Origin of the sequence: Bacillus sp. MAG717A, from assembly GCF_036884855.1 — a bacterium.
Classification (GTDB): Bacteria; Bacillota; Bacilli; order Bacillales; family Bacillaceae; genus Bacillus; species Bacillus safensis.
In genome coordinates this window covers 820,605-846,374 of the sequence record NZ_CP145733.1, presented here as the reverse complement: position 1 = coordinate 846,374, position 25,770 = coordinate 820,605, and the positions used below count along the sequence as shown (strand labels likewise).

General features: G+C 40.8%; 26 protein-coding genes and 2 pseudogenes. 14 read left to right on the top strand and 14 right to left on the bottom strand.

All coding sequences use genetic code 11. From position 1 onward, the window contains the following. Positions 1–9 precede the first annotated feature (9 nt). Positions 10–1,932 carry an ABC-F family ATP-binding cassette domain-containing protein gene (locus V6Z54_RS04430; RefSeq protein ID WP_338527751.1) on the bottom strand — a complete coding sequence of 641 codons (1,923 nt, stop codon included), beginning with the start codon at positions 1,930–1,932 and terminating at the stop codon, positions 10–12. A 138-nt stretch (positions 1,933–2,070) separates the two neighbouring features. Here V6Z54_RS04430 and moaC point away from each other — a divergent pair, with 138 nt between their 5' ends. Genes moaC through tatC form a run of 4 tightly spaced genes read left to right on the top strand, consistent with a single transcriptional unit; the run spans position 2,071 to position 4,203 of the window. Next, entirely contained in the window at positions 2,071–2,562 is a 492-nt protein-coding gene (gene moaC, locus V6Z54_RS04425; protein WP_338527750.1) for a cyclic pyranopterin monophosphate synthase MoaC, read from the top strand. A gap of 15 nt (positions 2,563–2,577) precedes the next feature. Then, a complete protein-coding gene (locus V6Z54_RS04420) occupies positions 2,578–3,231 on the top strand; it encodes a redox-sensing transcriptional repressor Rex (protein WP_338527749.1) in 654 nt (217 codons plus the stop codon). A 27-nt stretch (positions 3,232–3,258) separates the two neighbouring features. After that, positions 3,259–3,438 carry a twin-arginine translocase TatA/TatE family subunit gene (locus V6Z54_RS04415; RefSeq protein ID WP_338527748.1) on the top strand — a complete coding sequence of 60 codons (180 nt, stop codon included), beginning with the start codon at positions 3,259–3,261 and terminating at the stop codon, positions 3,436–3,438. Between the two features lie 6 nt (positions 3,439–3,444). After that, the gene (tatC, locus tag V6Z54_RS04410) at positions 3,445–4,203 is read left to right on the top strand and encodes a twin-arginine translocase subunit TatC (RefSeq protein ID WP_139037433.1); all 759 of its coding nucleotides are present in this window, start codon (positions 3,445–3,447) and stop codon (positions 4,201–4,203) included. Positions 4,204–4,242: 39 nt separating this feature from the next. Here the strand turns inward: tatC and V6Z54_RS04405 are convergent, their stop codons facing one another. The 3 genes from V6Z54_RS04405 to V6Z54_RS04395 are packed head-to-tail and all read right to left on the bottom strand — an operon-like array spanning position 4,243 to position 5,851. Beyond that, entirely contained in the window at positions 4,243–4,869 is a 627-nt protein-coding gene (locus V6Z54_RS04405) for an NUDIX domain-containing protein (protein ID WP_338527747.1), read from the bottom strand. Between the two features lie 56 nt (positions 4,870–4,925). Continuing rightward, a complete protein-coding gene (locus tag V6Z54_RS04400; RefSeq protein ID WP_003213897.1) occupies positions 4,926–5,120 on the bottom strand; it encodes a YdiK family protein in 195 nt (64 codons plus the stop codon). Continuing rightward, complete coding sequence (locus V6Z54_RS04395; RefSeq protein ID WP_058837872.1) at positions 5,117–5,851, bottom strand: CPBP family intramembrane glutamic endopeptidase; 735 nt, start codon at positions 5,849–5,851, stop codon at positions 5,117–5,119. Before V6Z54_RS04395 ends, V6Z54_RS04400 begins: the two co-directional genes overlap by 4 nt. A gap of 229 nt (positions 5,852–6,080) precedes the next feature. Between V6Z54_RS04395 and groES the strand changes: the two genes are divergently transcribed. Beyond that, positions 6,081–6,365 (top strand): co-chaperone GroES, encoded by a 285-nt coding sequence (gene groES, locus V6Z54_RS04390; RefSeq protein ID WP_024426730.1) that lies wholly within the window; start codon positions 6,081–6,083, stop codon positions 6,363–6,365. Between the two features lie 56 nt (positions 6,366–6,421). Next, positions 6,422–8,056, top strand: a complete 1,635-nt coding sequence (gene groL / locus V6Z54_RS04385) for a chaperonin GroEL (protein ID WP_024424467.1) — start codon at positions 6,422–6,424, stop codon at positions 8,054–8,056. 447 nt (positions 8,057–8,503) lie between these two features. Here the strand turns inward: groL and V6Z54_RS04380 are convergent, their stop codons facing one another. Continuing rightward, the gene (locus tag V6Z54_RS04380; RefSeq protein WP_041087011.1) at positions 8,504–9,040 is read right to left on the bottom strand and encodes a hypothetical protein; all 537 of its coding nucleotides are present in this window, start codon (positions 9,038–9,040) and stop codon (positions 8,504–8,506) included. A gap of 236 nt (positions 9,041–9,276) precedes the next feature. Between V6Z54_RS04380 and V6Z54_RS04375 the strand changes: the two genes are divergently transcribed. Beyond that, positions 9,277–9,720: a hypothetical protein gene (locus V6Z54_RS04375; protein WP_338527746.1), complete on the top strand. Its 444-nt coding sequence runs from the start codon at positions 9,277–9,279 to the stop codon at positions 9,718–9,720. Between the two features lie 30 nt (positions 9,721–9,750). Here the strand turns inward: V6Z54_RS04375 and V6Z54_RS04370 are convergent, their stop codons facing one another. From V6Z54_RS04370 to V6Z54_RS04360, 3 genes are all read right to left on the bottom strand, one after another. Then, positions 9,751–10,101 carry a DUF4064 domain-containing protein gene (locus V6Z54_RS04370; protein WP_025092751.1) on the bottom strand — a complete coding sequence of 117 codons (351 nt, stop codon included), beginning with the start codon at positions 10,099–10,101 and terminating at the stop codon, positions 9,751–9,753. A 138-nt stretch (positions 10,102–10,239) separates the two neighbouring features. After that, entirely contained in the window at positions 10,240–10,707 is a 468-nt protein-coding gene (locus V6Z54_RS04365) for a hypothetical protein (protein ID WP_269104189.1), read from the bottom strand. A 125-nt stretch (positions 10,708–10,832) separates the two neighbouring features. Beyond that, the gene (locus V6Z54_RS04360) at positions 10,833–11,507 is read right to left on the bottom strand and encodes a hypothetical protein (protein ID WP_041087018.1); all 675 of its coding nucleotides are present in this window, start codon (positions 11,505–11,507) and stop codon (positions 10,833–10,835) included. 209 nt (positions 11,508–11,716) lie between these two features. On the opposite strand from V6Z54_RS04360, the gene V6Z54_RS04355 reads away from it, so the two are divergent. Then, the gene (locus tag V6Z54_RS04355; protein ID WP_024424478.1) at positions 11,717–12,085 is read left to right on the top strand and encodes an RlpA-like double-psi beta-barrel domain-containing protein; all 369 of its coding nucleotides are present in this window, start codon (positions 11,717–11,719) and stop codon (positions 12,083–12,085) included. Between the two features lie 73 nt (positions 12,086–12,158). Further along, on the top strand, positions 12,159–13,208 hold the full coding sequence (locus V6Z54_RS04350; protein WP_073979372.1) for a hypothetical protein: 1,050 nt from the start codon (positions 12,159–12,161) through the stop codon (positions 13,206–13,208). A gap of 214 nt (positions 13,209–13,422) precedes the next feature. Here the strand turns inward: V6Z54_RS04350 and V6Z54_RS04345 are convergent, their stop codons facing one another. The 3 genes from V6Z54_RS04345 to gabP all read right to left on the bottom strand — a co-directional run bounded on the left by V6Z54_RS04345 (position 13,423) and on the right by gabP (position 17,087). Next, positions 13,423–13,794: a carboxymuconolactone decarboxylase family protein gene (locus V6Z54_RS04345; RefSeq protein ID WP_039176890.1), complete on the bottom strand. Its 372-nt coding sequence runs from the start codon at positions 13,792–13,794 to the stop codon at positions 13,423–13,425. A gap of 274 nt (positions 13,795–14,068) precedes the next feature. After that, a complete protein-coding gene (locus tag V6Z54_RS04340; protein WP_269104188.1) occupies positions 14,069–15,601 on the bottom strand; it encodes a multicopper oxidase domain-containing protein in 1,533 nt (510 codons plus the stop codon). 97 nt (positions 15,602–15,698) lie between these two features. Further along, positions 15,699–17,087, bottom strand: a complete 1,389-nt coding sequence (gene gabP, locus V6Z54_RS04335; protein WP_073979373.1) for a GABA permease — start codon at positions 17,085–17,087, stop codon at positions 15,699–15,701. Between the two features lie 482 nt (positions 17,088–17,569). Here gabP and V6Z54_RS04330 point away from each other — a divergent pair, with 482 nt between their 5' ends. The 5 genes from V6Z54_RS04330 (at position 17,570) to guaA (ending at position 24,663) form a co-directional block, all read left to right on the top strand. Then, positions 17,570–18,469, top strand: a complete 900-nt coding sequence (locus tag V6Z54_RS04330) for a cation diffusion facilitator family transporter (protein WP_034282879.1) — start codon at positions 17,570–17,572, stop codon at positions 18,467–18,469. 102 nt (positions 18,470–18,571) lie between these two features. Continuing rightward, on the top strand, positions 18,572–19,534 hold the full coding sequence (locus V6Z54_RS04325; RefSeq protein WP_338527745.1) for a MoxR family ATPase: 963 nt from the start codon (positions 18,572–18,574) through the stop codon (positions 19,532–19,534). A gap of 101 nt (positions 19,535–19,635) precedes the next feature. Beyond that, entirely contained in the window at positions 19,636–20,721 is a 1,086-nt protein-coding gene (locus V6Z54_RS04320; RefSeq protein ID WP_338527744.1) for a DUF58 domain-containing protein, read from the top strand. A gap of 9 nt (positions 20,722–20,730) precedes the next feature. Then, complete coding sequence (locus V6Z54_RS04315) at positions 20,731–22,935, top strand: transglutaminase domain-containing protein (protein WP_338527743.1); 2,205 nt, start codon at positions 20,731–20,733, stop codon at positions 22,933–22,935. Between the two features lie 186 nt (positions 22,936–23,121). Further along, positions 23,122–24,663, top strand: a complete 1,542-nt coding sequence (gene guaA / locus V6Z54_RS04310; protein WP_338527742.1) for a glutamine-hydrolyzing GMP synthase — start codon at positions 23,122–23,124, stop codon at positions 24,661–24,663. Between the two features lie 138 nt (positions 24,664–24,801). Here guaA and V6Z54_RS04305 read toward each other — a convergent pair. The 3 genes and pseudogenes from V6Z54_RS04305 to V6Z54_RS04295 all read right to left on the bottom strand — a co-directional run. Continuing rightward, positions 24,802–24,966, bottom strand: a pseudogene (locus V6Z54_RS04305) (tyrosine-type recombinase/integrase); the annotation flags it as partial. A gap of 79 nt (positions 24,967–25,045) precedes the next feature. After that, positions 25,046–25,346, bottom strand: a pseudogene (locus tag V6Z54_RS04300) (DUF961 family protein). Next, a complete protein-coding gene (locus V6Z54_RS04295; RefSeq protein ID WP_338527741.1) occupies positions 25,342–25,662 on the bottom strand; it encodes a hypothetical protein in 321 nt (106 codons plus the stop codon). The pseudogene V6Z54_RS04300 and the gene V6Z54_RS04295 overlap by 5 nt, the downstream one beginning before the upstream one ends. Positions 25,663–25,770: the final 108 nt, after the last annotated feature.

Here is a 25,770-nt window from a genome sequence, read left to right as displayed (position 1 = left end):
GGGCACTCTTTAAGAATCTGACAGCTCTTCCCACTCCGCAAAAAGTGATTCTAACTCTTGATTGAGCGTATCATTTTCTGTTTGAATGGCTTGAACCTTCTCGTGATCTTGAAAAATATCAGGATCACATAACAGCTCTTCATTTTCACCGAGCTTGTCTTCAATGACAGCAATCCATTTTTCAATTTCTTCAATCCTGCGCTGCTTTTGTCTTTCTTTCTTTTTCAGTTCTTTTTCTTCCGCATAAGAAAGCTTTGTTGTTTCTGCTGGTTGGGCAGCTTGTTTTTTAACAGGTTCATTTTCTTGAAGTGCCTTCAGCTCTAGTTGTTCATTTTTCTTTTCAAGGTAGTAGTCATAATCACCGAGATATTCTTTTGTTTCTGTAGGCGACAGCTCGAATACTTTCGTAGCGAGACGATTGATAAAATAACGATCATGCGAGACAAATAAGATGGTTCCTGGATAATCGATTAGTGCATTCTCTAAAATTTCCTTACTATCTAAGTCAAGATGGTTTGTAGGTTCATCGAGAATAAGAAAATTGGCTTTTTGGAGCATCAGCTTTGCCAGCGCAAGACGTGCTTTTTCCCCACCGCTTAATGCATGGACAGGCTTTAAAACGTCATCCCCTGAAAAGAGGAAGTTTCCTAAACATGTCCGAATTTCTTTTTCATTCATATGAGGATAATCATCCCAAAGCTCATTTAGCACTTTTTTCGAGGATGTCAGTTTGGCTTGCTCTTGGTCATAGTAGCCGATGGTGACATGAGATCCAAAAGTGATGTCGCCTTTTACTGGTGTTAATGTGTTCGTTAACGTTTTTAAAAGGGTTGATTTCCCGATCCCGTTAGGACCAATGAGTGCCACACTATCCTCGCGTTTAATTTGAAAAGAAAGAGAGGATAGGAGCGGTGTTTTTTCATCATAACTAATATCAAGATCATGTACCTTCAGTACATCATTGCCGCTTTGTCTCGTAATATCAAAATGAAAGTTTGCGGATTTTTCATCTCCTAAAGGCTTATCTAAACGATCCATCCGTTCGAGCTGTTTGCGTCTGCTTTGAGCGCGCTTTGTGGTGGAGGCTCTTGCCAGGTTGCGGTCCACGAAATCCTGGAGCTTTGAGATCTCTTCTTGCTGCTTTTCGTATAGTTTCATATCCCGCTCGAGCTGCTCTGCTTTCAGATCCAGATACTTACTATAGTTCCCAGCAAACTTTTTCATCGAAGTTCTTGAGACTTCATAGACGTGGTTTACGACTTTGTCTAAGAAATAGCGGTCATGGGACACGATGAGAATGGCACCTGTATAATTTTGCAAATACTGCTCAAGCCATGATAAGGTATCAATATCTAAATGGTTGGTCGGCTCATCCAGAATTAAGAGTTCTGGTTTCATTAACAAGAGCTTTCCAAGTGCTAAACGGGTTTTCTGGCCGCCGCTTAAAGATTGGACGGTTGTCTCATCTTCAAAATGACTAAAGCCGAGTCCATGAAGAATGGAGCGGACATCTGCTTCATATTGATAGCCGCCTTGATCTTTAAATTCCTGCTGAAGCCTGTCATAGGTTTTCATCAGGGCTTCCAGCTCAGAACCTGTGGAAGAAGCCATTTTCTCCTCAATGGTTCTCATCTCTTGTTCCATCTCTTTTAAATGATCAAAAACCGATAATAATTCGTCTTTTAGCGTACGTGTAGACGTCACATCGGTATGCTGTGCTAAATAGCCGATCGATAGGTCTTTTGGTTTGATAATCTCACCTTGCTCGTAAGACATTTGACCGGCGATGATTTTCAAAAGCGTGGATTTGCCTGCGCCGTTACGACCTACAATGGCAATTCGATCCCTTGCTTTGACTTCCAATTTTATATTCGTTAAAACAGTATCAGCGCCAAACGATTTGGACAGCTGATTCACTTGTAGAATCATCATGTAACTTCACCTCTGCTATAATATGTTAAGTGTAGCTTATCAGCAGTAAACCGGCAAATGTTACATACAATCGCCATATTCAAATGAAAGACAGATAGGAAAAAATAGTGTATCATTTGAGTGAGGGAGCGTTGAAAGATGAGTCAATTTAGCCACTTTAACGAACAGGGAAGAGCAAAGATGGTCGACATTAGTGACAAATCGTCTACAGTGAGGACCGCCGTTGCTGCTTCAAGTGTTCGTATGATAAAAGAAGTGTTTCATAAAATACAACAGCATGAAATTGGAAAAGGGGATGTGCTGTCTGTTGCACAGGTTGCTGGCATCATGGCAGCAAAGCAAACATCTACCATCATTCCAATGTGTCATCCGCTTGCACTAAAAGGCGTGGATATCTCCTTTGATTGGGAGGAAGACGGAAATGCGCACATCCTGAACATACAAGTACAGGTAAAAACAAAAGGAAGTACAGGTGTGGAGATGGAAGCGCTCACTTCTGCTTCAGTATGTGCACTGACCGTTTACGACATGTGCAAAGCGATTGATAAAGGCATGATCATCGGTCCTACCTATCTAATTGAAAAGACAGGCGGGAAAAATGGTGATTTTCACAGAGCATCTGATATTTAAGTTGGAGGACCTTATATGAATATAGATCAGTCAAAAATTCCACAAGCGACAGCCAAACGTTTGCCGCTATACTACCGTTTTTTAAAAAATCTGCATGCATCAGGAAAACAAAGGGTGTCATCAGCAGAGCTTAGTGATGCAGTCAAAGTGGATTCTGCTACCATTCGCCGAGATTTTTCGTACTTTGGTGCACTTGGGAAGAAAGGGTATGGCTATAATGTCGATTATCTCTTGACCTTCTTCAGAAAGACCCTTGACCAAGATGAAATGACCAATGTCATGCTCATCGGTGTCGGAAATTTAGGGACTGCTTTTTTACACTATAATTTCATAAAAAATAATAATACAAAAATTTCAATGGCTTTTGACGTCAATGAGAATAAAATAGGAAGTGAGATAGGCGGCGTGCCTGTCTATGATTTGGATAAGCTTGAAGAGCATGTTCAAGAGGTAGGAGATATCCCTGTTGCAATTTTGACAGTACCTGCCGTAGCAGCTCAATCCATTACAGATCGTTTGATTGCCCTTGGCATCAAAGGAATCCTTAACTTTACGCCGGCTCGATTGAATGTGCCGGAACACATTCGAATTCATCATATAGATTTGGCGGTTGAACTTCAGTCTCTTGTGTATTTCTTAAAGCATTACTCTGTTACGCAGGAGGACTGACGAAAAGGGGTAAAGGGGGTGGAGCAAATGGGTCCGATCGGTCCTGGGAGTTTGATTCTGATTGCGATTGTAGCGCTCATTATTTTTGGGCCGAAAAAGCTTCCTGAATTAGGAAGAGCAGCAGGAGATACATTACGTGAATTCAAAAATGCCACAAAAGGCTTAGCTGATGATCAGGATGAAAAAAAGAAAAAAGAAGATCAGTAGAATAGGATGAGCTTCATGAATGTCAAAGATATGCCGCTTATGGAGCATATTGTGGAACTGCGAAAACGTTTAGTGATCATTGCGATGTTTTTTGTCGCCTTTATGGTGTCTGGTTTTTTTCTCGCTAAGCCGGTCATTCTGTATTTACAAAATACCGATGAAGCGGCAACACTGACGCTGAATGCATTTAAACTTACAGATCCACTGTACGTGTTTATGCAGTTCGCATTTGTCATTGCTTTGGTTTTGACGTGTCCCGTTATTTTATATCAGCTGTGGGCGTTTGTGAGTCCTGGCTTATATGAAAAAGAAAGAAAGGTGACACTTGCTTATATTCCGATTGCACTGCTTTTATTTTTGAGCGGTGTGGCTTTCTCTTACTTTATTTTATTTCCGTTTGTCGTCGATTTTATGATGCGAATGTCGAATGATTTAAATGTAGAGCAAGTCATTGGGATTCATGAGTATTTTACATTTCTGATGCAGTTAACACTTCCATTTGGCTTTTTGTTTCAGATGCCCGTCGTGTTGATGTTTCTCACAAGACTTGGCATCATCACACCGATGTTTTTATCAAAAATACGGAAGTATGCCTATTTTGTCCTCCTTGTCATTGCCGCACTCATTACACCGCCAGAGCTTGTTTCTCACCTCATGGTCACCTTGCCAATGCTCGTTTTATACGAAGTGAGCATCATCATTTCAAGAGTGACCTATCGCAAAATGCAGCAAACAGAGGAGAAAGAAAAACATTATGTTTCATAAAAAAGCATCATGATCCAATAAGGGATCACGATGCTTTTTCTATTGCGTAAGAAATTGATTGATCGCGTGAAAGAGGTGCTCATAATAGGCGGGCTCATGCGAGACAAAATCATGAACACCCACTTCGATGCTTTCCTCACGTCGTTCTCCGTTTGCAGCCACTTCAAAGCCCTCGATTTGAATGCTTTCACATGTTCCTGTTAAAAGCTGCTGTGCATCAAGCAGTTTTGCTCTGTACAGACCAGCGACTTCTTCTTTCTGTAGATGAACTTCCATGTGCTTTTCTTCATTCATATAAAGGTACACATGGCAGAACTCACGGTCAATGAAAGAAGGCATATGGATTTCATCCTGTATGACGCCTGCAAAGGTAAGGTCCCCAAAAGGGATAGAAAGACTAAGCTCTTCTTCTACCTCTCTTAAGCCATCAGAAGGCTGTTCATCTGCGAGAAGGTGACCTGCTGCGGTGATATCAAAAAGAGAAGGAAAATCCTTTTTTGCAGAACTTCTTAGCTGAAAATAGAGATACACGGTGCCATGCTCCTTTTTGAGAAGCCAGAAATGAAATGTTTCATGCCAAAGACCTTGGGCGTGGACATCTGAACGAGCGGCAGCTCCAATGGTTTCATGCTGATCATTAAAGATACGAAGTTTTTCATGTTCCATGAAGATACATCCTCCATAAAAAAACCATTTTCCAAACGCGGAAAATGGTTTTTAATTTATTTTTGCTGCTGTTTTTTGAGTTTGACAGAGAAGGCAAACATTTTAAGCGCGATATTGATATTATAGGCCGCAAACACCATCAGCAAAATGCTGTAAAATGACCACATGTCACCTGGGTTTTGAATGGCCATATAGGTGAAAGCGACACCTACGGCAAAATAAATGATGCCCCATACGACTGGGTTTCTCATGAGAAAAAGCCTCCAATAATCATTTGCATGGTTTGAGATTGTTCTTCAATCATTTTTTTCACTGGCTCAATCTGCACAAGAACGACAAGTGAATTCATCAGCATATGAGCGCCGATTGGGACAATGATTCGTTTTGTTTTCGCATATAAAAAGGCAAAGGTAAAGCCCATTGCGGTATAGAGCAAGATATGGGGAAAATCATAATGTACAGCAGCGAAAACCACTGAACTGGCAAGTGCTCCAATGAAGAAATTCGTTTTTTCATAAATCACACCAAAGATGATTTTACGGAAAATGATTTCCTCTAATATCGGTCCAATCAGGGCGATGACGATCACAAGCCAAGGAACGGCATCCATAATGGATAAAATGTTTTGGGTATTTTCAGATTCTCGTCCAATGCCAAATGCATATTGTTCAATCGCCCCCGCAATTGATTGTGCAAAGAGAGAAAGAAAGAAACCGCCAATGATCCATGCGATAGCAGAACCGATTGAAGCTGGCGCTTCATTTCGCAGTGAAGCTTTTGGGACGGTTCGAAGGATGAGCAGAATAATGATCAATCCGATACAGAAACTGATGATTGTCCACGTTCCTGATAATTTTGAAAGCTCTGTTTGAGTCATCGGTGATTGAATGAATCCCAGCCATTTCATTATGAGAAAATAAGGAAACGCAGATACCTGTACCAATATATACGTTAAGATGATGTACCAATATTGTTTTTTCAAGTAACGAAAACCCCTTTACTAAAAGAACTAAATTTATTGTAACACAAGTCTTCTTTTTCGATGAAAAGGAAAGAATCTGAGATTCAAAAAGATCGTGAAAGCGCAAAAATTTTTAAAGGTTTTCACTTGAAATTGCAGAAGACATTCTTTATTATAATAAATGTGTTAGCACTCACTGGTGATGAGTGCTAAAAAAGACTACATATAAAAATTGAGGAGGTTGTTTCTTATGTTAAAGCCATTAGGCGATCGCGTAATCATTGAACTCGTTGAATCTGAGGAAAAAACCGCTAGCGGTATTGTGTTACCGGATTCTGCAAAAGAAAAACCGCAAGAAGGTAAAATTGTTGCAGCAGGTTCAGGGCGTGTACTTGAAAGTGGTGAGCGCGTTGCGTTAGAAGTAAGCACAGGCGACCGCATTATCTTCTCAAAATATGCAGGCACTGAAGTGAAATATGAAGGAAAAGAATATTTAATCCTTCGTGAGAGCGACATTTTAGCTGTTATTGGTTAATCACATAAAAAAGCATTGAGATATATTTTTAAAAAGACTGAGGAGGTTTCGTTATTATGGCAAAAGATATTAAGTTCAGTGAAGAAGCACGTCGTGCGATGTTACGTGGTGTAGATGCACTTGCAGATGCTGTGAAAGTAACTTTAGGACCAAAAGGACGTAACGTGGTTCTTGAGAAAAAATTCGGTTCTCCACTTATCACAAATGATGGTGTAACGATTGCAAAAGAAATCGAATTAGAAGATGCATTTGAAAACATGGGTGCAAAACTTGTGGCTGAAGTTGCAAGCAAAACAAACGACGTAGCTGGTGACGGTACAACGACTGCAACAGTTCTAGCTCAAGCGATGATCCGTGAAGGTCTTAAAAACGTAACAGCTGGTGCAAACCCTGTTGGCGTTCGTAAAGGGATCGAAGAAGCAGTGAAAGTAGCACTTGAAGGGTTGCATGAGATTTCTAAACCAATCGAAGGTAAAGAATCAATTGCTCAAGTTGCGGCTATTTCTGCAGCAGACGAAGAAGTCGGCAGCCTAATCGCTGAAGCGATGGAGCGCGTTGGCAACGACGGAGTTATCACAATTGAAGAATCTAAAGGTTTCACAACTGAGCTAGAAGTGGTTGAAGGTATGCAGTTTGACCGCGGATATGCTTCACCATACATGGTGACAGATTCTGATAAGATGGAAGCAGTTCTTGAAAATCCATACATCTTAATCACAGATAAAAAGATCACTAACATTCAAGAAATCCTTCCTGTATTAGAGCAAGTTGTACAACAAGGAAAACCATTATTGCTTATTGCTGAAGATGTAGAAGGCGAAGCACTTGCAACTCTTGTTGTGAACAAACTTCGTGGTACATTCAACGCAGTAGCAGTAAAAGCACCTGGATTCGGTGATCGTCGTAAAGCAATGCTTGAAGACATCTCTGTTCTAACTGGCGGAGAATTAATCACAGAAGATCTAGGACTTGACCTGAAATCAACTGAAATCGGCCAGCTTGGTCGCGCGTCTAAAGTCGTTGTGACAAAAGAAAACACAACAATCGTAGAGGGCTCAGGAGATTCTGCTCAAATTGCAGCACGTGTGAACCAAATTCGTGCTCAAGTAGAAGAAACAACTTCTGAATTCGATAAAGAAAAATTACAAGAACGTCTTGCAAAACTAGCTGGCGGCGTCGCTGTCATCAAAGTTGGTGCTGCAACTGAAACAGAACTAAAAGAGCGTAAACTACGCATCGAGGATGCACTGAACTCAACTCGTGCAGCAGTTGAAGAAGGTATCGTATCCGGTGGTGGTACAGCACTTGTGAATGTATACAACAAAGTCGCTTCAATCGAAGCAGATGGTGACGTTCAAACAGGTGTAAACATCGTTCTACGTTCTCTTGAAGAGCCAATTCGTCAAATCGCTCACAACGCAGGTCTTGAAGGATCCGTTATCGTTGAGCGCTTGAAAAACGAAGAAATTGGCGTAGGCTTCAACGCAGCAACAAACGAATGGGTAAACATGATCGAAAAAGGAATCGTTGACCCAACAAAAGTAACTCGCTCTGCACTTCAAAACGCAGCTTCTGTAGCAGCAATGCTTCTAACAACTGAAGCAGTCGTAGCTGACAAACCAGAAGAAGGCGGCTCAGGCGGCGGAATGCCGGATATGGGCGGCATGGGTGGAATGGGCGGAATGATGTAAACACCCTCGAAAACCCCTTGAAATATAGGGGTTTTTGTTATGTCTATTTATATTGGTTAAGAACGCTAAATGAATTGAAACCTTCACCGTTTCTCAACCGTTTACATATGAGACAGTAATTTAATGAATTTTTATCTAAAATGAAGAAATTAGATGATTTTAAAAGAAAAGCGGTGATCATATGGGCTTTACTACTTGGGTGGCAATTATTGTTGCACTAGCCGTCGTGTTTGGATTGTTTGGATCGAAGAAGCGCGATAAATAATGAAAGAGTTAACCCCCACTTTCAAATAGGAGTAGGGGTTTTTTTGTTAAGTGGTAAGAATTTGAAGAGTTTTAAAAGGCGATCGTGATTTTTTAAAGACCGTATGCATAAAGCATATCCTTTACACAGAAGCCGTTCTCAAATAAAAAAAGCCCTCATCATTCAAGGGCATGAGTGAAAGTTTATTTTACTTTTACTGTAAATGTCACGTCTTTTCTATTCATGTAATCGTCAGTTGAGACATTTCCAAATTTCAGTTTTAATTCTTTGATGTTTTTAATGTTGATCTCTTTGCCTTCAGGAGCTAAGAATTGAATAACACCATCTTGTTTAACGCCACCTTCAACTTCGCCACCAATATCACCATCAGTCATAAACATATTCGCATCTAGTTGCATGCTTCCCGCTACAGCTTTACCTTGATCTGGATAGAAGTTTAGAACTTTATCTGTCGTATTTTCAATATTCATTCCAACATTGATTCTATCTTTCATAATTTTAATTTCGCCAAGGTTTACTTTCATTCCTTGAGCAGTTGTTTTGTGTTTGCTCGCATTTATTTTCTTTGAGCCATCATCTTTTTTGTTTTTTGATTGTGTTTTTGTGCTTGTAGACTCTTTTTCTTTAGACGCACCTGTAGACACATCTTCTGTTGAGCCGCAAGCAGCAAGTGTAAATGTTAGCCCTAAAGCTAAAAATAAAGCATAGAATTTCTTCAAAATGAAAATCCCCTTTTGTTTAATTTATTTAAGCGTCTTTTGCTTATACATTGACCATGACTATTATAATAGGATAAAAGAACCTATAAATCAACAAAAAATGATAAAAATAGAAAATAATTGTTTTGAAGTGTTTTTTTATAAACCAGTTAGCTTAAAATTACATAAAATTCACTTCTTGTGACTTAAAACGAACTTGAATTTCCTTATAATAGAATTATTATAAGGGATTGGGAGTGTTTGAAATGGATGGTTCGTCAATCAAGACGGTTAATAGAGAGGATCAACATGAATTCTTGTTTCTGAATATATCTTCAAATACAATTGGGGCTCTTTCAAAGGAATCAGCTGAGAGGATTCTAAAGGTAAGGAACATAGATCAAATTCACCAATTGATGTATGTTCCTATTGAAAATCATGAAGACCTCAAATGGCTGATCCACTCTCTGCATAAAGCTATCATGGATGAAAAAGATGTACGTGTCGCTCTTGAATTGGCTGATCTGCTCTATTTCTTTGTTGTCCCTGCTTACAAAGAAGAATTGATGAGCCGGGAAGATTTGTCACAGATGGTGAGTGATATACTATTTATGTTGGATCTTTGGACAGATGAAAACATAATAGAGTTAGTTGTTGCCATTCAATATGAATTACAAAAAGTAGAGAGAAAAGGCTTGTAGAGCAATCTCTACAAGCTTTATTCTCTATTTTTATGCAGTTGTGTTATTGACGACAGGCTCTTTTCTAAACACGCCCATGCAGCCTGCAATGATGATTAATACAGCTGGAAGGATGAAGAACATAGAAATAGAAATAATGCCTCCAACAGCAGATACTAATAATAAAATTCCACCAAGCTTTGCTTTTTTCTTTACAATGACAGATGAGACAATGGCAAGAATAGAGAAAAGCATTGCTGCCCAGCCTAATCCTGTAATTTCACTAGTGCCTGAATCGCTAAATGCCGCATCGATTCCTCCGAAAGCAAGAGCGAACATTGCGCCGAAAAATCCAAAAATCCCCCCAATTAAACCTAAAACAAATTCTGTCGTTCTTTTCATAATACTTTCCTCCGATATGTAAATAAGAATTATTGGTACTTAAGAACCAACACAATCTTACTAATCGGCATTTCTTTCATAATGTTAATAGTTTTGTTAAAAAAAACAAGAAAATCCATAAAGGATTTTCTTGTCCAGTTATTGGGCTCTTTCCCAGGTGATTCTTGTTTCATTTGTTTTTTTCGTTCCCTTTGCCAGCACTTTGCCGTTTTCTTGTTTCACGGTGATGTTTAGGTCATAAAAGGAATAGAGGGCGCCGAGGCTGTCATTTTCTGGTTTATGAAGATTGTTTTCTTTTTCGGTTGATGCTCCAATGGCCAGCGTTTTTGCAAAGTTTAAACCAATGACTTCAGCGTAATCACTATTGGTATCAGAGGAAGCCGTTACGTTTAAAGAAATGACTTTTTTCTTTTGATCAACGGTGATGTCAGTGTCTTTGATGAGCTTAGACTGCTCCATCACTTCTTTCGTTTCCTTTTGAATGCGTTCATTAATTGTTGGAAGTGCCTTCGTTTCTGTTTTTTGTTCTTTCGTCGTATTTGAGCAAGCTGCTAGGATGCAGAGAATTGCAGCTAAACTCATGAAAGCAAGTAGACTTTTTTTCACGTTCGATCTCCTTTTTTCTTCGAAGTATGTATGCTTATGTTACCACGAATCCTTGTTTTGATTAAAAGAGAAGTGTTGATAAGCTGTGAACAATAAAAAGCACCCTCTATCGGGTGCTTTATTTCTTATTGTGCTGAAAGGCTTGTACTTAATGGGATAGAAGAAATAACGGTGAATTTAGGAGTGGCAGCACCAGATTCTAAATTTTTACGTAAAAGCGATGATTTGATTGACCCATCCCAATTTTTATAGACACTTCCTGATGTATTTGCACGAAGCTGTACATTCGAAAAGCTTGCTTGTGAATAGCTGTTTGTTCCATTATCCTGTACGCCGTGTACCATTTTGACAACATCAAGGTTTTTCAGACGGCTAGGGTTGTAAACAGGCTGCTTATAGCGCAGTTTCCCATTGACATATAGTGACACCGTACCATCCCCATTGTTAATAAGCTTTAAGTTGACGCGTGCGCCATCTTTAATACTTGAATCGTATTCGCTGTTCCAGTATTTACTGCCGCCTTGTGAGCCGCTGCCCAGAAAGACCTTATAGCCAGAAGACGTTTTTGAAATACCGCTCTCTACAACGGCAGAGCCGAGACCGAGATACCAGTCCGCATAGCCGTTTTTAATGGTGGCTGTTTTCGGCAGGACAATATCGGCAGAGATACCTGACCATTTGGCTTCATCCGTTTGTGTCACAATGGCGCCGTGACGAGGACTAGCCGCTGAGGCAGGAAGACTTGAAAACATCAAAACGAAGGCCAAACTTACAATCAAAACAGTGAACCACTTTTTCATGAAAATTCCCCCTTAAATTTGATTCACCTTCATTATATAAAATGAAAGAGGGGAGCTACTTACAATGTTCTGGCTGGTTTTGGTAGTATTTATGAACTTAATCGGTCATAAAGTGGTCAACTTGTATTTGAATTGTAATCTGTCTGTAAAATAACTGGGTTCATCTTCATGTATAATGAGTTCAGAAACCAAAAACGGAGGATTTCTTAATGAATAAAAAGCTTATCACGACAATCGTAACAGTAGCTAGTTTATTTTTAGCATTCAGTTTCTCACATGGAGCAAGTGCAAAAAAAGTAAGCGGCAATATTACTTGGTACAATGGTGTCGGCAAAAAAGGCGCAGATGGAAAAAAACTCGGTCATTGGGATGCAGCAACTAAAATGGGCTTTGATGTACCGAAAAAAGGTACAAAACTAAGAGTGACAACAAAAGCGAAACCACATAAAGTGATTACAGTATATAAATATGATGTAGGCAGAATGCCAAATGCTGTACTAGACGTAAGTCCAAAAGCATTCAAAGCACTTGGGTATAAAACAAGTAAAGGTGTCGTAAAAGGGCATTACACTTATTAATACATAGGCATGCAAAGAAGCGGGAAAAGTTCATTTTCTGGCTTCTTTTCTTGTAGAGAGGGTCTGAAAGGCAATGAAAAAATCAACATGGTGGATCATCACAGTCATTGGCGTCGCAGTGATTGCGGCAGTTATTTTCTTCATGATGAAGCCGGGGCAAGAGGCAAAACATGCAGGGAAAGTCAAAACAAATCAAGATGCAAAAGACGAATTGCTCGTTTCATTTACAGATCAAAAGTTAAACAATACTTATTACTTGCATGATCGGGCGCTTCATACGGAGAAACTGACAGCATATCCTTCGATTGCTTATGATTCTACGAAACAAGTTTTATATTACACGTATACAGATGAAGATACGCAAAAGGTGAGTATTCGCGAATTAAAGGTGAAATCTGAAGAAGAAAAAACACTGTTTACGAGTGATGATTCCATCGACAGTATGAGGCTGTCTGGTGATGGGAAGAAGTTATTTCTTAGGTATAACAAGGATTCTGGAGAGCAATTTTATGTCGCGTCTTTTGATTTGAAAACACACAAAATGAAGGAGCTGTATCCAGAAAAAAGCAAGGACGATACGGTGAGTTCTTTTGCATATGATCCGACTTCAAATGATTTGGCGATCCAGCATTATTCTTTAAAAGAAGATTATCAAAAAACTGATGAAGCAAATGAAAAGGGCAGAGATCCTGAACCAACAACCATGAAGATCACCCTTCAAACAGGTGAGAAGGGGAAACGCATTGCACGCATCTCACAAACGATCAATGATATTTCATTTTCTCCAGATCATAAGAAATTGATTTATACAGAAGTAAAGGTTCGTAAAGAAAAAGAAATATCCTCTATTAAAATGCTTGATATAGAAACAGGAAAAACGACGACACTCGTTAAAAACAGTCAGGATGTTCATATTTTAAGTGCTGCACAGCCGCAATTTTCTACGGACGGGTCGTCTATTTATTTCTTAGGTGTTGCAAAGAACGCAAAAGAATTAAAGGATGACACTGGACGAAAGGCGAAGGTAAGAACGATTTTTGAATACAATATGAAGAAGAAAACGGTTGAAGCCGCTTGGGAGAAGGATGGCGGAATCGTTAACAATTTCACTGTCAATCGATAAAGGAAGCGTTCAGTTATTTATATAACTGGACGTTTTTTTATTTTGTCACTTGAAATGCTGAAGAAATGGTGAATTTATAGGAAGAAAATTAGTTTTTAAGCAGTGATACGAGGGCTATTTTCATATTTTGCTTATGTGACAGAAAAAAAGAAAAAGAGTAATATGAGTGAACATAAAAAAACGAGAGGGCTGATGACATCTCGTTTTCTCTGTTTTATTTGTTTTCATCTAATAAGTTTTGAAAGATAAACAGGGCATTAATAGAGTGAGGGAAGCCAGCAACCTTTGTACAGTGTTTAATAATCTCCATAATCTCTATGACAGAAAGTCCAATATGTAATGCTTGTTCAAAATGAGTCTTTAAGTCTTCATCACAATCGCCTTTTGTGATGAGGGAAGATAATGTGCTGATGGCCTTTTGTTTTTCATCTAATATGAAGTGGTTGAATTCTTTTTGTTCACTGAGTTCAATGGTTAGTTGTTCAATGTTTGACCGAATGCTTTCGTTCTCATGAATTGAAAGCTTCTCTCTGTTACCTGCCGCTGTTTCTTGTTTGACCTGGCAAGTTTCTTTTTCTTCATTCAAATTGAACTCCTCCGTTTGTTATCGCAATTTTCCATTTGTTCGTTCATTATGGCTTATGTGCCTTTTGATAGATGTAATGGGTATATAGTAGTATTATCGGTTTGCTGCGTCAACTTTTTAAGTGGTAATGCTCTTCAAAGGAATGATTCATGCGATTTATTTTTCCATTTTGAAATGGATCATAAAAGGGCTAATGAATAGATGTCCGTTAGCCCCTTTGTAATCAGCAGTTTCATAAAAGTTCTACGCATTTAGCGGAAGAGTGGTTTCATTTTTAATGAATGATATCCATCGGCCTCATCATGTCATAATCTTCATGCTCTAAAATATGACAATGCCACACATATCGGCCGGTATATGGAACAAATCGAGCAACGATCCGAATGACTTCACCTGCATGCGCCTGAATGGTGTCCTTGTAGCCTTGTTCATGTAAAGGAGGCGCTTCGTTTGGCCCTGTATACACGATTTCTCCTGTCGATTGATAGACTTCTGTATCAAACGGCCTTCTGTCTAAAACCCTAAATTGAACAAGGTGCAAATGAATGGGGTGTGTACCCCTAGTTGGATTGACGATGGACCAAACCTCTAGACTGCCAAGACGAGGATTTTCCGTGACAGGGTCATTCCAAAAGTGGTTATCGAGCAATAGGATAGGGCGGCCGTATTTATCCTGTGTGCCTGTAAGTGTGAGTGTACGCTCTCTATCAGCTCGACTTGGCCGAAGCGGTGGCAGCGGTTTGAAAATCGGACGTAATGTCTTAGGTACCCTTCCTTTTAGCGGACGTGTGACTTTGAATTGCATAATGTTCGCATCTGTTTCAGGATTCACATCCTGTCCGCAGCCGGCTGTATTTTTGAGAGTGATCGTTTTGTTTTCGTAAGCTGAAAAGTCGATGATGACATCGAAACGTTCAGCAGGCGCGATGCTAAATGATTGATGGCGAACGGGTCTTGGCAAAAATCCACCATCGGAACCAATTTGCATGATTGTAGCGTCGTTATCTAGATGCAGCTCATAAGTTCTAGTATTGGACGCATTTAAAATACGAAAACGGTATTTTCGCGGCTCTACTTCTAAATACGGCCATACTTTTCCATTGACTAAGATTGTTTCTCCACAAAAAAAGGGCACGATGGATGGGTCTGGAATATCACTGTCCTCTGGCGTGTCGTTTGGTCTGCTAGGGTAAAACAGTGAGCCATCCTCCTGAAACGTACGGTCCATAATCATTAAAGGAATGTCATAGTCATCTTTCGGAAGCTCTAAGGACTTTTCAAATGCATCTGAGATCAAATAAAACCCAGCTAAACCGGCGTACACATTTAGTCGTGTCAATGCCATCGCATGATCGTGATACCACAATGTGCAGGCTTGCTGATGATTTGGGTATACGTAAGTCTCTCTTTCAAAAAAAGGGCCGGTTGCTTCAAAGTCCCTTGAAAACCAGGCCTCTGGGTAGCCGTCGCTGTTTGCAGGCGTGACACCGCCATGCAGATGAACGACTGTTTTGACTTCTGGTTCATCGTGATGCCCAGGATGAATGGTGTGATCGACAGGGAGGAAATGTTTCAATGGCAATTTGTTCATCCATTTCACTTTGACCTTTTCATTTCGATTGGCTTTAATGGTTGGACCAGGCAAGCTGCCATTATAGGTCCATAGCTTGGTTGGGGGCAGGTCTCTATGAACTTTTAAGAATACCTCCTCCATAGCAATTTCATAATACGTTTGTCTTGGGTTCTTTTTGACGGGCTCCGCGACTTCTGGAATTGGAAGCTCGTCAACAAATTTTTCTAGGTTCATGTTGACTAATCCTCACTTAAATACAATTTGATACAGTATAAGTGCGGACATCCAAATAGGTGAATAAAATAAAAAAACCCGCTTTTCAGCGGGAGAATTACGGGTGTTTATTTTCGAGCGCCGCATTTGCAGGCACTTTTTTATTCGGTTTAAAGATAAAATAAGCAGCCAGTACGCTAAAGGTAATGATACTCGTCAAAATGAGCTGTGGCCGCATGGATTCGATAAACAGCATCGATGTCAAGATGGCGCAAATGACCAAAATGGTAAAGTACGTGAGGTATGGGAACAGCCACATTTTGATTTTGAGCTGTTCTGGATTTTCTTTTTCGATTTTACGGCGCATTCTTAATTGTGAAACGGCGATGACCAAGTAGACAAGAAGGGCAATGGCGCCAGATGCATTGACTAAGAACAAAAAGATGGTTTCAGGATAAAAATAGTTCATCATGACGGCAATGTAGGAAAAGAAGGTACCTGCGACTGTAGCCGCTACAGGAACACCACGTTTGCTGATTTTCATAAAGCGTTTCGGCGCTTCGCCTCTTTCTGCTAATGAATAAAGCATTCTGGACGTTGTGTACAATCCGGAGTTTAAACAAGATAGAACAGCTGTTAAGACAATGACGTTCATGACTTGAGCGGCTGATGGAACACCGATGTATTCTAATACCGCAACGAACGGGCTTGTTAAAATACTTGCGGAATTCCATGGAAGTAAGGTGACAACGACAGCAATTGATCCGACATAGAATACGATAATACGCCATACAACAGAGCGTGTGGCTGTCGTCACAGATTTGACTGGGTCTGCTGATTCACCGGCCGCTATGGCCACAATCTCCGTTCCCATGAAGGAAAAGATGACGACGACGATTCCGAGTAACACAGAGCTGAATCCATTTGGAAGGAAACCGCCGTTTCCTGTTAGATTGGCAAGACCTGAAGTATGATGACCGCCAAAACCAAAGATAAATGCAAAACCAATGAGTAGAAAGAGAATGATGCTGACGACTTTAATCAATGAAAACCAATATTCAAATTCGCCAAAAGATTTAACAGAAAAGATATTTGTTAATGTTAAGAGGATTGTGAGGATAAGACTTGTGAGCCAAACAGGTGCATCTCCATACCAATATTGAATAATGGCAGCACCAGCAATGGCTTCGATGGCGATGACGATCACCCAGAAGAACCAGTAAAGCCAGCCGATTGTAAAACCGGCCCATGGACCGATCGCATCGCTCGCATATTGTGAGAAAGAACCGCTTGTCGGATACGCGCATGCCATTTCTCCGAGCATTCTCATAATAAAGATCACCAGAAGTCCGGCAAAAGAATAGGAAAGAATGGATCCAGGCCCTGCAGAATGAATGACAGCGCCGCTACCAACAAATAGCCCTGCCCCAATGACCCCAGCAATGGAGATCATCGAAATATGTCTTGTTTTAAGGTTTTTTTGAAGACCGTTTGTCATGTTGGACATTTCTTTACCTCCAAACATTTCTCATGAATAGAGAATTTGTTTTTAGAATATTTTAAATTTTATCATACTGAATTGTCATTCAGCATTGGACAGGTTATCAAACTGACATTTCAAAGCTCTTAACATGATGTTAAAAAGTATAAAGGATTTGAGAGATTATGTTCCCTCTTTTCCTTCGGATGATTCTTAAAATAACATAAAAAAGGGAGTGGGGAAGTTGTGTCACAAAATAAAATTATTCTGATAATTTCCCTGAGGAGAGAGATTTGACGATATATCCATTTCGAAGAGAATTGGAAAAAGGTTGATAGGAGTAGGTCTTGAGGTCATTTGACCTTGTAAAAATAAGTTTACTTAGGTCAACACATTTCTATTTATCCTATTTTGCTGACATAAGCGAATCATGTTGCTGTAGACCCACACGGGCTTTGCTTTGTAAGATAAATAATAGAAAAGTGATGTGTGAGGAGGCGCGGTTCGACATGGAGCGCTATAACGAATTAAGACAAGGTGAAACGGGTGCTTGGGTCAGCATCATTGCCTATGTGATCTTATCTGCGGTCAAACTCATTATAGGGTACGTGTTTCATTCAGAGGCCCTTTCGGCAGATGGATTGAATAACACGACGGATATAATTGCATCACTTGCTGTGTTGATTGGGCTGCGTATTTCTCAAAAGCCGCCTGATGAAGATCATCCATACGGTCATTTTAGAGCGGAAAATATTGCGTCTCTTGTGGCTTCCTTTATCATGATGCTTGTTGGGCTTCAGGTTTTGCTTAGTGCAGGCAAGTCGCTCTTCTCATCTGAGCATCAAACGCCGGATATGATCGCAGCTTGGACGGCAGCAGGAAGTGCTGTAGTGATGTACGGTGTGTATATTTATAACCGCAATCTGTCCAAACGGATCAATAGCCAGGCTCTTCATGCGGCAGCTGCTGATAATAAATCAGATGCGTATGTGAGTATTGGAACATTTGTGGGAATTATGGCTTCTCAATTTCAGCTGGCATGGATTGATACGCTTGCAGCGTTTGTCATTGGTTTAATTATTTGTAAAACTGCGTGGGAAATTTTCAGAGATGCCTCTCATTCGTTAACAGACGGTTTTCATATCAAAGATATGTCTAAATATAAAGAGACCATTGAAGCAACACCAGGAGTGGGCGATTTAAAGGATATTAAAGCGCGTTATCTTGGAAGTACAGTCCATGTGGATGTAGTGGTTGAGGTCGAGCCCAACTTGAACATTGCAGAAAGCCATGATATTGCAGATGAAATTGAACGCAGAATGAAACAGGAGCATGATATTTTACACTCTCATGTTCATATGGAGCCAGCAAGTGAGCCGAAAGAAGAGAAGAAGTCTTTTCCATCGTGAGAAGGCTTCTTTTTTATACGTGCTGATGTTATATGCAAATGCGTGTTGTATGGTAAAGTTAGACTATATGAAATTTGACAGAAACGTGATAGGAGGATCAGGATGGCATTTGATGAACCGATGCATTCAGATTTACAAAAAATCGTAGATAACATCAATAAAGTCATGGTTGGGAAAAAAGACATTGCGATATTAAGCCTTGTTGCGATTTTGGCGAAGGGGCATGTGCTGCTAGAGGATGTGCCTGGTGTAGGGAAGACGATGATGGTTCGTGCTTTGGCAAAATCCATTGGTTGTAAGTTTAAGAGAATCCAATTCACTCCTGACCTTTTGCCTTCAGATGTAACAGGCGTGTCGATTTACAATAAAAAGACGAATGAATTTGAATTTAGGCAAGGACCGATCATGGGGCAGATTATTTTAGCTGATGAGATCAACCGGACCTCTCCTAAAACACAATCAGCATTACTTGAAGCGATGGAGGAAGGCAGTGTCACAGTGGACGGAGAAACGATGCCGCTTGCGGATCCATTTTTCGTCATGGCGACGCAAAATCCAGTGGAATATGAAGGAACTTATCCGCTGCCAGAAGCGCAAATGGACCGGTTTTTATTCAAGCTGCAGATGGGATATCCGACTATGCTCGAGGAGCTGGAGGTGCTCAACTTGCAGGAGAAGCAATCCCCGATTGGTACGCTCCAAGCTGTCATGACAAAGGAACATATCCATGCATTGCAGCAGGCTGTTCAAACCATTCATGTGGATGCATCCATTAAAGAATATATTGTTGAAATTGCTCAAGCGACGCGTAAACACCCATCTGTTTATCTAGGTGTCAGTCCAAGGGGATCGATCGCCTTAATGAAAGCGGCACAGGCGTATGCGCTTTTGAATCAGCGCGATTATGTGATTCCTGATGATGTACAGTATTTGGTGCCTTATACATTACCGCATCGTATGATTTTGACATCAGAAGCGACATATGAAGGGAAGAAGGCGGAGACACTGCTGCGACAAATGCTTGAGCAAATTGGCGTGCCAGTTCAAAAGTCGATGACTCAATGAAGTCACGTCATCGTTTAGCAGTTTCATTATGGTTACGGGTGATGATGCTCATCATTCTCACTGCGGCAGCCTTTTGTTATGCCATGTTTCAGGGAGGGTTTGTGAGCTGGTTCCTTTTTTATGCATTTTTACCATATGCTTTGTATGCATTGCTGTTTGCGCTCGTACCGCTTCGCGCGACAGCCAAGAGGGCATTACAGCAAACCCGTTTGAAGGCGGGGGATGTGCTGTCCGTTGACCTTGAAATCAAGCGGACACTACCATTTCCGTACGTTTACGTCATGATTGAGGATGCTCCGCCAGACACCTTTCATTTACAGGAACAGATTGAAATGAAGCAAATGCTGTTTCCTTGGTTTCGCAAAACATGGAGTTTTTCTTATCAATTGAATGATATTCCGCGGGGAGAGCATCATTTGACAGCGGTTAGAATCAAAACAGGTGATATGTTTGGGTTTGTTGAAAAAGAAATCATCATTACGCTAGAGAAAAAGCTGCTTGTCTACCCAAAAGTGCTGGATATCCCTGTAGAGCCTGCTGAGTCAGTCAGTGAAAATGGAGGCAAAGCGGTTCACTCGTGGTTAAATGAACCGACCCATGTGACAACAGGCGTACGGGAATACCAGCAAGGAGACCGTTTTGCTTGGGTGGATTGGAAGACGACGGCCAGAAGAGGCCAGCTGATGACGAAGGAATTTGAACAGAATCAAGCAAAGGACCTTGTCGTGTTTGCTGATTTTACTGATCAAGCTGTTTTTGAAACAGTTGTCTCTATTACAGCATCTGTTCTTCAAACGGCTGTGAAAAAAGGAGTGCCGTCAGGTCTTGTCCCTCTAGGGGATCAGCATGCCTTTCGAGTCGATCAAGGAGAACTTCATTTACAGGACATGCTTTATTATTTAACAAGGTTGCAGCATCAGCCTTCCCGCGCACTAGAATATAAACCGTTAGCAGCGAGTGAGTATCAGCATTCAGGAAAATATGTCGTCACAGGTCAGCTGCAGGAGGAGCTTGCGGCAAGTCTCTTTGGAAATCGAAATAGAAAGAACATCACCGTGCTTTTAGTGAAGAAAGCCGTTGACCGTTTGACGACAAAAGAAAAACAGCTTGCAGACCGGCTCAAGGCCTCTGGAATACGCATCACCCTTTTATTTGAAGACCGGCTGCACGAAAGAACTGTGAGGTGACAAACATTTATGCTGCATACGCATCTGCGGCAAAGCCGTTTTGAATTGTTCATCTATTATGCTGTAGCTTTTCTGCTGCTATGGGAGTGGCTTCGTCCACTTCAAGATTTTACAGAGACGAGCCATACGTCTTATTTCATCATTTTTATCGGGCTTACGTGTTTGTTTACGTTCTTTCGTCTGAAGTGGTATGTGACGTTTCCTATTTGTGCTGGACTGATTTTGCTCGCCTTATATTTGATCTTTTATCAATCAGCGCCAGGCTATCCGTCTGCTTTGTTTGCTGATATTAAGGATAATATCACGTTAATGAGCATGGGTATGTGGAGTGATATGTATCCCTCTTTCCGCACATTGTTGTTTTATATTTTGCTGTGGCTGCTTGTCTACTTGCTTCATTATTGGGTGGTCTATCAGCAGCGTATCTTTTTCTTTTTACTGATGACGATTGTGTATGTCACGATTCTTGATACGTTTACGCCATATGATGCGACCTTTGCGATCGTTCGTATTATGGTATTTGGCTTTTGTTTGCTTGGATTGCTGTATTTCGATCGACTGCGTTCAGCTGAGGGCGTCCGGGTGTCACAGAAAGCGCGTCTAAAGTGGTTTTTCCCCATGCTGGTGCTCGTCCTTCTATCAGCGTTACTCGGCGCTTCTTTGCCAAAGTCTGATCCGAAATGGCCCGATCCTGTCCCGTTTTTTAAGGCGGTCACGAATCAAGATGGGACAGCTGGGCAGAATAAAGTGGGATATAGTGCAGATGATTCGGCGCTTGGCGGACCGTTTAGTGAGGACCGCACACCTGTCTTTAAATGGAGCGGAAAGGAGCCGTCTTATTTTCGTGTAGAAACAAAAAGTATTTACACAGGAAAGGGCTGGGAGGATGCATCAAATGATACGAAGCCTACTCGGCTAAAAGGCGCCGAGGTTACGAATAGATGGTTTACCAATCGTGTGAAAACAGAGGTACATGAAACAAGAGTTGATATAGAATCGGACTATCGATTTAACCATGCCGTCTATCCAATTGGGATGATTTCATTGACGCCAATGGAAAACATTCCGCTGCAAATCATGGGCAAAACGGAGAAAATTGTCCCGTCTATGCAAAACCCACCCAAAAATTTAGGGAACTATCAAGTCAGCTTTTTATCTCCTACATTTATCCTAGAGGATTTGCAGAGAATCAAAGTACCGACAAAAAAGCAGGTGAATCAGCAGGTTGGCCGTGAATACTTGCAGCTTCCATCCTCACTCCCAGAGCGTGTGAAAACTTTGGCAAACAGCTTAACGGAAACGAAGGATAATATGTATGATAAAGCGAAAGCGATCGAGGATTATTTAGGATCTGCGAAGTTTTCATATGAAACGCAAAATGTCGCTGTGCCTGGTCGTAATGAAGATTATGTGGATCAATTTTTATTTGATACGATGATTGGCTACTGTGATAATTTTTCAACCTCTATGATTGTGATGCTTCGTTCGATCGGGATTCCGGCGAGATGGGTGAAGGGATATACGTCTGGTCAGTTATATGAAACACAAATGGATGGAAACAATGTGTATGAAGTAACCAATAACAATGCGCATTCATGGGTAGAGGTTTATTTTCCAAACAGAGGCTGGGTCACCTTTGAACCGACAAAGGGATTTACAAACCCAGAGACATTTACAAATGAATCCGTTTCAAGTGATCAAACAGATGATCAAAAGGAAGAAGAAAATCAGTCTAGTTCTGATGCAAGTGAAGAAAAGCAGCAAGACCAGCCGCAGCAGCAGGAGACAGAGCAGCCGGCACAACCAAAGGAACAAACAGCGAAGGCAAAGCCAAATATGGTGCATGCTGGTTCAATTGCAGGTTATGCGGCAGGAGCTATTGTCCTGCTTGGATTCATCAGCTGGATGTTTTATCGATTCAGAACAAGATGGCTGCCATTCTTTATTGTAAGAAAGGTGAAACGTCTGCCAGAGGATGAAGCATTCTTCTATGCATACGCGGCTCTATTAAAGCAGCTAGGGCGCAGGGGAATTGAGAAAAAGCCAGGTATGACACTAAGAGAATTCGCTTCTTTGATCGATGAGAAGGATGGAGATCATCACATGTCAGAGCTGACGCAGCTCTATGAACGTGCGCTTTATCGGCGAGAGGATTCGTCGGCGCTTTGGCAGCAGTCGGCAAAGTTATGGGAAAATTTAATAAACAGGAGATAGTCTTGACCGCGTACCTTCCTGTTGTTAGAATAGGTGAATATTAAAACCTTCTAAAATACATGAAATTGAAGCGTTCGGATGTGAGTCTGGGCGCTTCAAAAGCGTGATTCACACTGAGAGCAGGTTTTCTCCTCTCATTTTTTCTGTGCGTTTATAAAAAACTATATTGGACATAGAGGTGACACCATGACAAATTTAGTAAATGAAATGATTTTGGTTCTCGATTTCGGCAGTCAGTACAATCAGTTGATCACACGCCGTATTCGTGAATTTGGTGTGTACAGTGAGCTTCATCCGCACACTTTAACTGCTGAAGAAATTAAAGAAATGGCGCCTAAAGGAATCATCCTTTCTGGTGGACCAAACAGTGTTTATGATGAAGGGTCTTTCCGCTGTGATGAAAAGATTTTTGATCTAGACATTCCGGTTCTAGGCATTTGCTACGGCATGCAGCTCATGACTCACTATTTAGGCGGGAAAGTAGAAGCGGCCAGCCAGCGTGAATATGGAAAAGCAGATATTCATATTAACGGAACACCTGCTTTATTCAAAGACCTTCCAACGAATCAAGTCGTTTGGATGAGCCATGGTGACCTCGTAGTTGAAGTACCAGAGGGCTTTACAGTCGATGCAACAAGTGCACATTGTCCAAACTCAGCGATGAGCTTAGCTGAGAAAAATTTCTATGGCGTTCAGTTCCATCCAGAGGTTCGTCACTCTGAGTACGGAAATGACCTATTGAAAAACTTTGTCTTCGGTGTGTGTGATTGCGATGGCAAATGGTCAATGGAAAACTTCATTGAAATCGAAATGCAGAAAATCCGTGAAACAGTAGGCGACAAGCAAGTATTGTGCGCACTAAGCGGCGGTGTCGATTCATCTGTTGTGGCGGTATTGATTCACAAAGCCATCGGCGATCAGCTGACATGTATTTTCGTTGACCACGGTCTTCTTCGCAAAGGCGAAGCAGAAGGGGTTATGAAAACATTTAGCGAAGGTTTCAACATGAACGTGATTAAAGTAGATGCAAAAGATCGTTTCTTAAACAAGCTAAAAGGTGTGTCTGATCCTGAGCAAAAACGTAAAATCATCGGTAACGAATTCATCTATGTATTCGATGACGAAGCGGACAAGCTAAAAGGAATCGACTACTTAGCACAAGGAACACTTTACACAGACATCATTGAGAGCGGAACAGCAACAGCACAAACAATCAAATCTCACCACAACGTAGGCGGTCTTCCAGAAGACATGCAGTTCGAATTGATTGAGCCACTCAATACGCTATTCAAGGATGAAGTCCGTGCCTTAGGTTCAGAGCTTGGCATTCCTGATGACATTGTCTGGAGACAGCCATTCCCAGGTCCAGGACTAGGTATCCGTGTACTAGGTGAAATTTCTGAAGAAAAACTAGAAATCGTCCGTGAATCGGATGCGATTCTACGCGAAGAAATTGCCAACTTCGGCCTTGAGCGCGACATCTGGCAATACTTCACGGTTCTCCCAGACATCCGCAGCGTAGGTGTTATGGGTGATGCAAGAACATACGACTACACAATCGGTATCCGTGCTGTTACGTCTATTGACGGTATGACAAGTGACTGGGCAAGAATCCCTTGGGATGTACTTGAGAAGATCTCGACTCGTATCGTGAATGAAGTGAAGCATATTAACCGCGTGGTGTATGATATTACGAGTAAGCCGCCTGCTACGATTGAGTGGGAATAGTAACAGGTGCCCTAAAAGCCTTGGTAAAACAGGGTTTTTAGGGCTTTTATATTTTTCATGGCACAGTTATGGCACGCTTTGATAAGTGGTGTTCATATATTGGTTGCTGCTGTAATGTTCAAGTTGTGTATCATCACTTGTTTTAGGTTCTGTAAAACGGTAATTGGAATCATTCTTATAATATAGCGTTTTAGAAATGTTTAATGTTCATTCATCAAAATCTACATCATCCCATTGTAAAGCAGAAGCCTCACCAATACGCATACCTGTCATGAATAAAAGCCAGATAATAATAAATTGAAATTGTCAATCGTATTATTGGAGCGTGATATCTGCATTGGTTTATTCAAATAGTAGAACGCCAGATGATTATAGAGGTTGTTTACTTGAACTGAAAGGGAAAGGATGTCGTCAATTTGACCTCGATTTTATAACCTTCTACGGTAATACGTGCATTGACTAATTTTACTTTTTCCTCATATTCAAAGAATTTTTCCCTAGCTTCATTAGGGAGTATGAATTCAATATCATCTGCTCGTTGAATATCAGAATACAAATTATTACTGCGAGATAAGTGTCGTCATGCGACCATTGATACGCCGCTGTTCAACTTTGCCTTCTCCTGCGTATTCTAAGTTTCCAAATGTTTTTTCCATGTTGGGAATGACGTATTTTAACTCAATTATAAATACCTCTTTTCTTGTTTTTACTTTTCCTTGTAGTCAATAGAAGAAACAAAGGTAGAAGGGAGAGGAACAAGAATAAGAATAAGACATCTGCATGAGTAACCACTCCTTTCCTTATGCGTCTTGAAAACGGTAATCTACACGCCCATAAATCACACACCAAAATAACCATTGTTTCTCCTTGTTTATCACGAATCAATTTTCCATGCAGCAAAAATGGGTAATCTTCAATTTCAACCTCATTCATGACGAAATGATCTTCAATCCATTCCAAGATTTTATCTTCGTATATTTCTTGTTCGTTCATAGACATTATGCAGCGTTCTCCTTTTTTTATTTGGCAAAAAAAACTGTCTGTTTCTAAATAATTACACAAAAAATAGACACCTCAATTTGAAGTGCCTAACTACTAACTATTTCA